This window comes from Actinomyces oris, assembly GCF_001929375.1.
GTDB classification, from domain to species: domain Bacteria; phylum Actinomycetota; class Actinomycetes; order Actinomycetales; family Actinomycetaceae; genus Actinomyces; species Actinomyces oris_B.
Genome location: NZ_MSGO01000010.1, coordinates 1 through 11,745, shown reverse-complemented (window position 1 = coordinate 11,745; position 11,745 = coordinate 1). Strand labels below are relative to the sequence as shown.

Sequence of the window (11,745 nt, the reverse complement as noted above, 5' to 3'; positions counted from 1 at the left end):
GTGACCGTCGCGGTCGCGCAGAATCCTTCGGCTGTTCGGTTCGATGCGCACCCGTCACAGCAGCGTGATCTTCTCGCGATCATCTTCTGGTGCTGACGACGGTGTCGGGGTGTCCCTCCCGTTGGGGGCGGGGTCGCCATGTTGATGGCGTAGGCTGGTGAGGCGCTTGGCGCACGCCTCCGTAGCTCAATGGATAGAGCATCGGCCTTCTAATCCGCAGGTTGCCGGTTCGAGTCCGGCCGGGGGCACTGACAGCCGGGGCTGAGAAGGTTGATATTCCGCGGACTATCGACCGTTCGGGTCGTCGGCTCGCAGGGGCTGTGAGGACGGCGTCGCACTCATCGCCCCGTTGAGAGCCCGCTTCGGATTCCGCGGTCGGCGGCTGCGTTCCTGGCCCGTCTGAGAGGGGGCGTTCTTCTCGTGCGGGATTCGGTGCGCTCTCTCGGTGGTCACAGCGGGGTGACAGGAGACTCTCACTGGGCTTGCGACACATGTGGTGTGAACGGTCGAGATCAATCGTCGACTCTGCTGCGCTGTGCTCATAGTGTTGGCACATGCCCGCTCCTGTCCCCTCGCGCCACTCCCAGGACGACGCCCCCGTCTCCGCCCTGAGTCGCGCTCAGCTCCTCGATGTCCTGTCCGACCTGGTCCGGGACCTCGAGCGCCTCGACCTGGCCCTGAGTGCCGACGGCATCGAGGCTGCGCGTACGTTGCGCGACGGTCTCATCGGGCAGGTCCGTGACCAGGTTGTTCCCCGCCTCCAGGATGCTGATGTCCCGTCCATCGTGGTGATCGGGGGATCCACGGGTGCGGGGAAGTCCACACTCGTCAACTCCGTGCTCGGCCAGGAGGTCTCAGATGCCGGAGTGCTCAGGCCCACCACTCGAACCCCGGTCCTGGTGGCCAATCCCGAGGATATGGGCTCACTGTCCGAGCACCCTCTGACGCAGGTCTGCCGTCAGGAGGTCTCCGCCGCCATTCCGGCTGGCCTGGCCCTGATCGATGCCTCGGATCTGGACTCCGTGCACGAGGCCAACCGGGCACTGGCCGGCAGGCTGCTGGAGGCGGCCGACCTGTGGCTCTTCGTCACCACTGCGGCGCGTTACGGCGATCAGACGCCGTGGACGACGCTGGAGGAGGCCGCACGCCGTGAGACCCCCATCGGCGTGGTTCTCAACCGGGTGCCGGCGAGGATCCTGTCCGAGGTGCGTCGGGATCTCATCACCCGTCTGCAGGGGCTGGGACTGTCGGAGGCTCCTTTCTTCGTCGTCCCGGACGCCGGGCCGCACGAGGGGCTCCTGTCGGGTGAGGGCGTCAGCGAGCTGCGTGACTGGCTGCGGCTCCTCGCCGGCCGTCACCGCGCAGCCGGTCTTGTGCGTCGTACCGGCAGAGGGGTGTGGAGCACTCTGCGCGCCGACCTGGAGCGCCTGGCCGACGACGTCGACGCTCAGGAGGCGGTGGCCCAGGATCTGGAGAGGACGTGCCAGGAGCTGAGGGAGGCCGCCATCGAGGCGATGAGCGCCGACATCAGGGCCGGTTCTGCCGGCCAGGGCGCCACAGCCACCCGGTGGATCACCCTGGCCTCCTCCGGAGGCCCGCTGGCATCGCTGGCTCAGGGGGGCAAGCTGCGCAGGGGATTCCTGGGGCGGGCGGACAAGGCCCGCGCCGAGGGACTCTCCCAGCTGGCCAACGATGCCCGCCAGGCCCTGGCCAACCAGCTTCAGGCCGCTGTCGTCGCCTTGAGCGCCGAGGCTCGAAGGGCCTGGGCCGAGGCCGGGGCCGAGGAGCATGCCCGCAGGCTCCTCGGGCAGGGTGATGACGCGGCCGTGACTGTTGAGGCCTGGGTCGGCTACCTGGAGGCGAATATCGAGAGCCCGCAGGACATCCGTAGACTGAGCCCCGGTAGTGTCATCGACCTCCTCATCTCCGCGGCAGCCGGTGTTGACGGGGCTGTTGCAGCCGCCAGACGTCTGGGACTGGAGGAGCAGACCGCTCAGGCCGGCGCTCTCCTGGTGGAAGCGGTCACGGAGGCGCTGACTGCCACAGTCCCCAAGGGGGCGGCCACCTCGCTCGCCCCCGCCCCTGGGTTCGCCGCTGCGCTGCGTCTGCGCTCGGGCGAGCTCAAGCCCTTCACCCGTCCCGGAGCCACAGCATGAGCCATCCCGAAAACGTCCCCTCCACCTCCTCGGCCCAGAGAGGTTTCGAGGTGCTCGACGCCGAGCACCTCGATGCCCGTCTGAATGCGGTTCGAGAGGCCCTGCGCCTGTGCCCCACGGAGGTTCCGGCCTCCCTGTCGATCCCTGCTCATAAGGCACTCGATGCGGTGGCCCAGCGTCTGGCTCTGGGAGTGGATCACACCGTCGTCGCGCTGTTCGGGGGCACCGGCTCGGGCAAGTCATCACTGTTCAACGCCCTCACCCAGCTGAACTTCGCCGATGTGGGTGCCCGCCGGCCCACGACGTCGCGGGCCGCCGCCTGCTCCTGGGGCGACGACGCCGGCCCGCTCCTGGACTTCCTCGGGGTCTCCTCGGAACGGCGAATCCGGAGGGACTCGATTCTCGACGCCGAGGACCAGGGCTCCATGTCCGGCCTGGTCCTGCTCGACGTCCCCGACTACGACTCAGTGACGACGGAGCATTCCTTGCAGGTGGATCGCCTCGTTCCGCTGGCCGACATCCTCGTATGGGTGGTCGATCCTCAGAAGTACGCCGACGCGGCCCTGCACGACGGCTACCTGCGCGGACTGGGCGCACGCCAGGAGGACATGCTCGTCCTGGTCAACCAGGTGGATACCCTCCCGGAGAGCGGCTTGGCGAGTCTGCTGGACGACGTCGGGTCTCTTCTCAAGGACGATGGGCTCAGCCAGGTTCAGGTGCTTCCGGTCTCGGCCGTGCGTGGCGACAACCTCGACGTCGTGCGCAGCATGTTGCGCCAGCGCGTCGCACGGGAGTCCAACGCGGCGCGCACGGCCTCGGCCGAGCTCGACGCGATCACGCGCCGTCTGCGTCCCACGGTGGCCCGCAACAAGGTGGGGCTCAATGCCGAGCTCACCGAGGAGGCCACCAAGGTGCTGCTGCAGGCATCCGGGGCCCAGGCGGTGGAGGACTCGGTGAGGGCCGGGCTGTCCAGGGTTCTGCCCAGAGCCCTGGCCCGTCCTGAGCCGCCCTCGCGCACCGCGGTGTCATCGGCCCACTCCACATGGGTCCACCGCACCTCTCAGGGGCTGCCGCCCACGTGGGCCCGAAGCCTGGAGGCCTCCGTCGTCTCCCCGGAGACCTTGGCGGGGCAGACCGCCGAGGCTGTCGGCTCCGTGCCGCTGCCGGGGCACCGCCAGCCGGTGATCGACCTGCTGTGGTGGGGCGGCCTGCTCATGGTGCTCGGCGGGGTGTCGTGGCTGTGTGCTTCCGTGGTGCGAGAAGGACTCGAGGCCGTGCGCCGCAGCATCGAGATCGTCCCGGTCTGCCTCATCGTCCTCGGACTCATGACGGTCCTGATCTCCACGGTGCGCCGGCGCGGCAGAGCGCGCCGCGAGGCGGAGCTCTATGGGCAACGGGTGCGTACCCGCCTGGAGTCCGTGGTTGAGCGGGGACTGAGCCGGCCGGCTGCCAAGGTTCTGGAGAAGCACCGGGTGCTGCAATCGGCTTTGGGGCTGTAACCCCGTCTCTGCGAGGCCACCGTGTGGCCACAGCCCTGAGTCTGCCCTCCGGGGAGACTCAGGTGGGGAGTGCGCTCGGGTCCGGCTGGGCATCTCAAGGGCGGGCCGAGCACCGTTGTGGTGCAGGGGCGGCAGAGGGCCGCCCGCCCACAACCAAGGAGCCTGCTCATGACTCGTCAGCTCGACCTCACCGTTCAAGGCGTCGTCGGAACCAATCCGGTCCTGTCCCGGGTCGGGGACCATGCCCGTCCCTACTGCCGTTTTCGCGTCGCCGTCACCCCGACCTACCGCACTGACCAGGGCTGGAACAATGCCGAGACGATCTGGTTCACCGCCAAGGCATGGGGGCAGCTCGCCGCCAACCTGAGCCACTCCCTGCGTAAAGGGGACGCAGTCCTGCTCACAGGACGTTTCTCTCAGGAGTCCTGGGAGAACAACGGCAGGAAGCATGAGACCAACGTCATCACGCTTCAGGCCGCCGGACACGACCTGACCAGAGGGGAGTCCAGCTTCGCGCGCGTGAGAGCCGTGGAGTCGGCGCCATCGGCCCCCTCGGGCGGCGGAACCGGCGACGCCGAGCCCGAGACCGGGTGCGAGGAGCACGTCTCATCGGATCACTGGGACGTCGAGGCGGCGGCCTCAGGCGCCGCAGCTCCACAGGTCTCAAGGTCCGGAGCCCCCCAGGGATCTGCAGAGTCCACCACCGAGTTCACTGAGCCCGCCGGGCTCGGCGACGCCGGCGGGACGCACGCAGAGAGCCCTGACTCCTTCGTCATCGATCCGGCCTGCGCGCGCACCGAGGACCAGACCGGGGAGCTGTGGCCCGTGTACGAGCTCGCCGACGATCTCGTCGAGCAGGCCGCCGGGGTCAGCTGACGTCGGAGTGCGCGCGCAGGAGGTAGTCGAGATCTGCGGGATGGGCGACCTCGAGCACCTCGATGAGGATGCGGGTCAACAGATCGGAGGTCTCGTCTCCGTCGGACAGCAGCCTGGCGAAGACATGATGGCTCTCCTGCCAGCCGATCGCGCCCAGGATTCTGCGCTCGGTGGGGCCGAGCAGCACCCGACCCTGCGCATCGAGCTCGGGGAGAGAGACCTCGATGCCGTCGGCGCGTCCGACGAGGACCACGCCCGGCAGGTCCGGGGAGGGAACGGGGGGAGTGATCAGGGACAGCCTCGCCAGCAGCTGTGACCAGCGCCCTCGGGGAGCCAGCTCCTCGGCCTTGACCATGGGAACCGGAGCAGTCAGCAGCAGGGTCCCGCCAGACGGGTCAATGGCGGCGTCAGCGGATGCCCCCCGCTGCGCGGGCGGCCTGCACACCTCGTCGAGGAACCGGGCCAGTGACGAGGTGAAGCCCGCCCAGGAACCCAGGTCGACGCGATCCTCGAAGGCACGTGACAGCGCGGGCGACAGGGAGGTCTTACTCATGCGCCCAAGCCTAGGGCGCGTTGCCGGTGAGTGGTTGGAGCTTGGTGCTCTCGCACTCTGTGATCACAGGAGGATCACACCTCGTTCAGGCCATCACAAGCCACATCGATGCCGGGCGTGTCACGGCGGAAAAATGGCGTGTCGGCGCATACGGTGACCATAACGCCATGAACCCGAGTGCCGTGCTCGGGGCGCAGCAGGGGAGCAACGAGCAGATGATCCGCTTCAACCACGTCTCGAAGGTCTATGACCGGGGGATGCGCCCGGCGCTCGACGACGTCGACATCAAGATCAGTCGTGATGAGTTCGTGTTCCTTGTCGGCGCCTCGGGATCGGGCAAGTCGACCTTCCTGAGGCTGGTCATCCGGGAGGAACGTCCCACCAAGGGACGTATCCACGTCCTGGGTCGTGATCTGTCGAAGATCTCCTCGTGGAGGGTGCCCCAGCTGCGGCAGGAGATCGGCTTCGTCTTCCAGGACTTCCGGCTCCTGGAGAATAAGACCGTCATGGAGAACGTGGCGCTGGCCTCCCAGGTCATCGGTAAGCCGCGCCACTACATCCTCTCCGCTGTGCCGGAGGCCCTCGACCTGGTGGGTCTGGCCGGCAAGGAGAGGCGCCTGCCGCACGAGCTCTCCGGGGGCGAGCAGCAGCGCGTGGCGATCGCCCGCGCCATGGTCAACCGGCCCAAGCTCCTCCTGGCCGATGAGCCCACCGGGAACCTGGACCCCTCGACGTCGGTCGGGATCATGCGTCTGCTCGACCGCATCAACCGGCAGGGGACCACGGTCGTCATGGCGACTCACGACGACGAGATCGTCGACCAGATGCGTAAACGCGTCATCGAGCTCAAGGGCGGTGAGGTCGTACGCGACCAGGACCGCGGCGTCTACGGCTCGGACCGCTGAAGGAGAAGAACTGTGAGACTGCGTTTCGTCCTCTCGGAGACCGCCAAGGGCATGTACCGGAACCTGGCGATGACGGTGTCCGTGATTCTCGTCGCCTTCGTGTCGCTGCTCTTCGTCGGGGCCTCGTCGCTGCTGCAGAGCCAGATCTCGACCATGAAGGGCGACTGGTACGACAAGGTCGAGGTCTCGGTCTACATGTGTCCCAAGTCGTCGGCCTCCTCCAACTGCGCCAACGGCGAGGCCACCGCCGCTCAGATCAGTGAGGTTGAGAAGCTCATCACCACTGGCGCCCCCTCCGGCTACGTCAAGTCCTACCAGATGGAGACCAAGGCCCAGGCCTATCAGAAGTTCATGAAGGCCTACGCCAAGTCCGCCGTCGGGCGGAACGCCACCGAGGACATGATGCCCGTGTCCTTCCGCATCAAGCTCAAGGACGCCGAGAACTACAAGCTGGTGGCCGAGCAGTTCGAGGGGCACAGCGGCGTTGAGCGCGTGGTGGACCAGCGCTCCACCCTCGAGCCGCTCTTCCTCGTGATGAACCGGGCCTCCTGGATCACGGCGGGGTTGGCGACCATCATGGCGGTGGCCGCGGTGCTGCTCGTCTCGACGACCATCAGGCTGTCGGCCATGTCCCGCGCCCGACAGACCGGGATCATGCGCCTGGTGGGAGCCTCGAATCTCTTCATCCAGCTGCCTTTCATCCTCGAAGGGGTCATTGCCGCCTTCACCGGGGCGATTCTCGCCGTGACCACGTTGTGGGTGGGAGTGCGCTACGTCGTGGAGGGATGGCTCGCCTCCTCCATCTCCTTCACGAGCGCCTTCATCAGCACCAAGGATGTTCTCCTCCTGTCGCCCTGGCTGATTCTGGCGGCCATCGCCCTGGCCGCGGTCTCCTCCTCCTTCTCACTGTCCAAGTACACGAGGATCTGATCTCATATGCCGTCTCGTCTGTTCCTGCGCCGTTCACGCCTGCGTGCCGCAGTCTGCGCCCTGGCTGCCGCCAGCCTCGTCTTCTTCTACTCCGGGGACATCTCCCTGGCCGATGAGCGCGACGACGCCGTTGCCAAACAGAGCGAGGCGCAGCGCAAGCAGCAGGAGGTGATCTCCTCGCTTGAGGGGGTCAGCGCCGATCTGGGGCAGGCCTACATCTCGCTTCAGAACGCCCAGGCCTCCTTGAGCACCGCCGAGAGCCAGCTGACCACCGCTGAGACGACGCTGGCCGCCAAGGAGAGGGAGAAGCAGATCGCCAGTGACCGCCTGACCACGGCGAAGAACAGCCTTGAGACGGTCAAGCAGGAGTCGGAGGCGTCCAAGAAGACGGCCGAGGAGACCTCCAGCTCCGTGGCGGAGATCGTCGTGTCCACCTACCAGGGGGACAACTCGGTGACCTCTTGGAGCTATGTCCTCGCCTCGCAGGACGTCGAGGAGCTCAGTCAACGCGCCTCAGCAGTTGAGATCGGCTCAGGGGTCCAGGAGGCGGTACTGTCCGCCGCCGAGGTCGAGCGCGCTCAGAACGCCAACCGTGAGGCCAGGCAGAATGCCGCCACCACGCGAGTCAGCACGCTCAAGACCGAGGCCGATACCGCCGAGGCGAACGCCAAGGCGGCCCGGGACACGGCCAAGACCAAGCGGGACGAGGTCGCCAAGCTGGCTGCTCAGAAGAAGTCGGCCGCCGAGGCGCTGGAGAGCCGTAAGAGCGACCTGCAGTCCCAGCTCAACCAGGCCAACGCCGATGCCGCGGCCGCGGCCGCGCGTGTCGCCCAGATCGACGCCGCCAACCGAGCCGCTGCCAGTGCCGGAACCATGCCGTCGGTCCCCGCCAGCTCGATCGGCGCCGACTCCCTGGGAAGCGGCTACATCGGACACCCGATCACCGGCCCGCTCGAGGTGACCTCGCCCTTCGGGTACCGCGTCCATCCGGTCACCGGTGTCGCCACAGGGCACCAGGGCGTCGACTTCGCCGCGAGTGAGGGGACGCCCCAGTACGCGGCGGTCTCCGGAGTGGCCACCTACTGGAACTCCGAGTCCTGCGGCATCGGCCTTGACATCAACGGCGGCATTATCGAGGGGCACTCCTACGTCATCACCCTGTGCCACCTCTCCTCGCGCAGTGTCGCCGACGGCCAGCAGGTCAAGCGCGGCGACGTCGTCGGCGCGACGGGCTCAACCGGTTACGCGACCGGGGCGCACGTCCACTTCCAGGTGGCCCAGGACGGGGTGTACATCGACCCGATGTCCCTGCCCGGCTTCTAGACGAGTCCTTCTTGACGGGGCCCGTAGACTCCTGTCCCTGCGCGTCGTCGTGTTACGCCACGATGCCCCGGTCGGGTCCGGCCCACTCGGAGGAAGCTCCGGGTCGTCCTGACAAGGGAGCGCCAGCCATCCCGTACTCGTGAAAGGACAGGCCGATGACCCCTGCCTCCAAGTCTGCTCGGGCGTCCAAGCCAACGGCCGGGCAGAAGGCGAAGGCCGCCTCCGACGCCCACAAGACGGTGGCCCGTAACCGCAAGGCGACCCACGACTACTTCATCGAGGACCGTTACGAGGCGGGGCTGGTCCTCACCGGCACCGAGGTCAAGGCACTGCGCATGGGACGGGCCTCGCTGACCGAGGCCTGGATCGAGATCGACCGCCATGGTGAGGCCTGGCTCCAGGGGGCTCATATCCCCGAGTACCTGCAAGGGACGTGGAACAACCACTCCCCGCGTCGCAAGCGCAAGCTGCTCCTGCACCGCAGCGAGCTGGAGCGCCTTGAGACCAGGGTGCAGGCCAAGGGCTACACGGTGGTCCCGCTGGAGCTGTACTTCATCGGTGGGCGCGCCAAGCTGGAGATCGCCCTGGCTCGGGGTAAGCAGGACTGGGACAAGCGTCAGGCGCTGCGTGAGGCGCAGGACAAGCGGGAGGCGGCCCGGGCCATGGCCGCGGCCAACCGACGTCGGGGCTGAGACAAGCGGGAGTGAGGCTCCGTGAGCGTTTCTGCCTGCTGACCGACGCGTGAGGTACGGAGCAGTAGCCCTCAGTGCTCTCGTCTCCGGGTTCTGCTAGAGTGGCCTGGCTCTGCTGAGAGCGCGTTCCAGGTCTCCTGCGGGAGCCCGGTGACATGTCCATAGGGGATGATCGGTTTCGACGACGGTCGTAGGTTCAGGAGAAGCGGGTCGAGGATGCGCAGTCATCTCGTCAACGCTCTGCGCGAACCAATAGGTGCCGATAACACTCGCACCGACTTCGCCCTCGCCGCCTGAGCGAGCCTCGAAGTCCGTCAGCCCGGGGAGCGCTTCCGCCCCGGTTCCTGGCGTCATCTAGGAAGCCACTGCTGAGAGTCCGTGTCGGTAGGGCTCTTGGGACTTTTCATCGACTGAGCCCGTCGGCGTCCTTGCTCGCGTGAGACGCTGGGGCTGAGAAAAACGCTAGCGAGCTGCACCCGGAGAAGTCCTGTTGTGCGCCCGTCGGACGGGGGTTCGATTCCCCCCATCTCCACCTGTGACGCCCCCTGCGGTCCTCTTGGACCGCAAGGGGCGTTGTGTCGTGCCCGTGTCAGTCGAGCTGCTCAAACTTGCGCGCCCAGGCAGATCGGATGAGGCCGGTGTCGGTGATCATCGAGCTGAAGCGCGTTACCGTGACTACTGAGGTGCTTGAGGTTGAGCATCCTGGTTGTATATCTGCTCGGCTCGACTCACGCATGCGGGGAGGACGGCGGCAATGCCCCATAGGATGATCACCCATGCTGCGTACAGCGACACCATCCCCATGTTGTATCCGGGGCTGTGCGTCCATGCGAGGCTGAGGACCATTAGTCCTACGACGCCAATGCTGAGTCCGGAGAGACCCGCCAGGATGACGATGAGGATCACTGGCATCGTCAGGATGCGAACCAGTAGCTGTGCACGTGTCACATGCGTGATATTCAGGGCGATTAGCCACCCCATCGCCCCGAGGGAGGCCTGCCTTGGAAGCTCGGCGGTCGTCGAGTATGTTGTGATGGTCATCCACAGTTGCGTCCATGTGAATGAGCTCCCGTCAGAAATATTCCTTCCGGCTGCGTCCGACACGCCCATAGAATGGGCCAGCGTAAAACCCGAGTAGACGAGTGCCACCAGCATCGACTGCAGCAGCGCGAACACGACAAGACGTACGGGGCGCCGACGTGCGAGTGCCGCAGCAGTCTCCCTTACGTTCCGCACGCCGGTTCCCAGTTGTTGCCCCATCTTCCACCACTCGGCGATCTTCAAGGTGACGATGAGCGGCAAGAGAATTACAAGGGGGACGCCCAGCAATTGTAGCGTATTGAACAGCACGTCCGCAGGGGACGGTATGCCAGTCATGCCTGTATTCTCTCAGATTGTTGACAGCGGCGGCGGGTGCGCTGAGCGCTTTGATGAACGTCACTGCGTCTGACTTGCTCTGTACATCGCCCGTTTCTCCAGGGGGCCATGGACCGTCGTCGTGTCCGTGTCAGTCGAGCTGCTCGAATTTGCGCGCCCAGGCGGTGCGGATGGCGTTGGCGATGTCGATGACCTCGCCTACAGCGGTGCGTGCCTCGCGGTTATCGGCCCCCTCCATGTGTGGCCAGCCCTGGGCGATGAACTGTCCGCGGTCGGTGATGTCGGTGTAATCGGCGATGAGTACCTCCTGATCCTCGGGCGAGGCGGTGAGGATCTCGTCCTTGAAGGCCTGGCGCAGCGTCGTCGTGGCGAAGGGGCGGGCCTCCCACACGCGTTTGTTCGGCCAACAGGCGTTGGTGTACAGGTCCGAGAAAGCGCCGACGAACTCCGTGTGGGGCCATGGCGCTGACGTCGCCGAGGCTGAGAGCGCGCCCTGCGAAACGCCCCAGACTGCTGTCTGTGCCATCGGGCGTCAAGGCGTGACCCTCTCAAGTAGCAAGTGCTCTCACGAAAATCCCCGGTTGCCTACGTCACCAGCGCCCTCTGTGCTGTCTCCTCACTTCTGAGACATTTGAGTGTCATGACTTCTGAGACACTCGCTCGGGCGGGAACTCTGGGCGGGCTGGTGGTCCTGGAGGCGAGGATGGGTCGAAGGGAAGAAGTCTGGAGGGCCGCTGGTGTCCACGGTGCTGACATCAACCCCGCTCCGACGCCGCGGACCAAAGACGAACCGCGACATTCCAACGATCCCCGCTGGGCGCGCTGACGCCGGGCCCGTTGATGTCAGCGCTGTGGACACCGAACCGTGGGACTGATCGACTCTGCGGGGTCATGACGGCGGAGCCCGGCACCCTCACCCCGGGGCCGGCCGTGTTCTCCCCTGCCGGGCATCGTCCGGCTCCCGCGCAGGAACCCGGAGACCATGGTTCAACGCCAGCTCCGGCTCCGGCCCCCTCCCCCCTGAGCCGACCAACGTGTACGAGGCTGGGGCTGAGCTGGTCAGGGGTTGTGCGTACTGCACGGTCCCCCGGCAAGCCACCGATCGGTGTCTCAGATGTCATGACATCCGAAACTCTCAGAAGTCATGAGACAACACAGTCACCAGCGCCACCAACAGCAGGTAATCTCGTGCGGGGAGAAGTTCGACTCGTACCCCCTGGGCTCCACCAACAACTGAGTTTCCAACGAAGAACACCTGCGACTGCCCGGCGAGGGTACAGGACGGGTACAGTGCTTGGGAACGCGGTACGGAGCCCCCACCACCCATCGAGGGTGGTGGGGGCTCCGGTTTGTCCGGCTGTGACAGCGCTCCGGGCGTAGGGCCCTCCGTTGTATGCCTTAGGTGAGGACTGCGAGGAGTGGGGCGTAGTGCTG

10 protein-coding genes, 1 tRNA gene and 1 other RNA gene are annotated in these 11,745 nt (G+C 66.5%); 9 read left to right on the top strand and 3 right to left on the bottom strand.

What is annotated here, in order from left to right:
* The first annotated feature begins 175 nt into the window (after window positions 1–175).
* The 4 genes from BKH32_RS03250 to BKH32_RS03235 all read left to right on the top strand — a co-directional run bounded on the left by BKH32_RS03250 (window position 176) and on the right by BKH32_RS03235 (window position 4,531).
* A tRNA-Arg gene (locus tag BKH32_RS03250) sits at window positions 176–248 on the top strand.
* A gap of 306 nt (window positions 249–554) precedes the next feature.
* Window positions 555–2,156, top strand: a complete 1,602-nt coding sequence (locus tag BKH32_RS03245; RefSeq protein ID WP_075248610.1) for an ABC transporter — start codon at window positions 555–557, stop codon at window positions 2,154–2,156.
* A complete protein-coding gene (locus tag BKH32_RS03240; RefSeq protein ID WP_075248609.1) occupies window positions 2,153–3,655 on the top strand; it encodes a GTPase in 1,503 nt (500 codons plus the stop codon). The genes BKH32_RS03245 and BKH32_RS03240 overlap by 4 nt, the downstream gene beginning before the upstream one ends.
* A 168-nt stretch (window positions 3,656–3,823) precedes the next feature.
* The gene (locus BKH32_RS03235; protein WP_075248608.1) at window positions 3,824–4,531 is read left to right on the top strand and encodes a single-stranded DNA-binding protein; all 708 of its coding nucleotides are present in this window, start codon (window positions 3,824–3,826) and stop codon (window positions 4,529–4,531) included.
* Here BKH32_RS03235 and BKH32_RS03230 read toward each other — a convergent pair.
* The gene (locus tag BKH32_RS03230) at window positions 4,524–5,084 is read right to left on the bottom strand and encodes a hypothetical protein (protein WP_075248607.1); all 561 of its coding nucleotides are present in this window, start codon (window positions 5,082–5,084) and stop codon (window positions 4,524–4,526) included. The two genes, BKH32_RS03235 and BKH32_RS03230, sit on opposite strands and share 8 nt — an antisense overlap.
* 215 nt (window positions 5,085–5,299) lie before the next feature.
* On the opposite strand from BKH32_RS03230, the gene ftsE reads away from it, so the two are divergent.
* From ftsE to ssrA, 5 genes are all read left to right on the top strand, one after another.
* A complete protein-coding gene (ftsE, locus tag BKH32_RS03225) occupies window positions 5,300–5,989 on the top strand; it encodes a cell division ATP-binding protein FtsE (RefSeq protein WP_075248625.1) in 690 nt (229 codons plus the stop codon).
* A gap of 12 nt (window positions 5,990–6,001) precedes the next feature.
* Complete coding sequence (gene ftsX / locus BKH32_RS03220; RefSeq protein WP_075248606.1) at window positions 6,002–6,919, top strand: permease-like cell division protein FtsX; 918 nt, start codon at window positions 6,002–6,004, stop codon at window positions 6,917–6,919.
* A gap of 6 nt (window positions 6,920–6,925) precedes the next feature.
* On the top strand, window positions 6,926–8,242 hold the full coding sequence (locus tag BKH32_RS03215) for a M23 family metallopeptidase (protein ID WP_075248605.1): 1,317 nt from the start codon (window positions 6,926–6,928) through the stop codon (window positions 8,240–8,242).
* Window positions 8,243–8,397: 155 nt separating this feature from the next.
* A complete protein-coding gene (gene smpB / locus BKH32_RS03210) occupies window positions 8,398–8,934 on the top strand; it encodes an SsrA-binding protein SmpB (protein ID WP_070661703.1) in 537 nt (178 codons plus the stop codon).
* A 164-nt stretch (window positions 8,935–9,098) separates the two neighbouring features.
* Window positions 9,099–9,469, top strand: a transfer-messenger RNA (tmRNA) gene (ssrA, locus tag BKH32_RS03205).
* Between the two features lie 140 nt (window positions 9,470–9,609).
* On the opposite strand, the gene BKH32_RS03200 is transcribed toward ssrA, so the two are convergent.
* Window positions 9,610–10,311, bottom strand: a complete 702-nt coding sequence (locus BKH32_RS03200; RefSeq protein ID WP_143222685.1) for a hypothetical protein — start codon at window positions 10,309–10,311, stop codon at window positions 9,610–9,612.
* Between the two features lie 130 nt (window positions 10,312–10,441).
* Window positions 10,442–10,837, bottom strand: coding sequence for a 2-oxo-4-hydroxy-4-carboxy-5-ureidoimidazoline decarboxylase (locus tag BKH32_RS03195; protein WP_143222683.1), 396 nt, complete (start codon window positions 10,835–10,837; stop codon window positions 10,442–10,444).
* Window positions 10,838–11,745 lie beyond the last annotated feature (908 nt).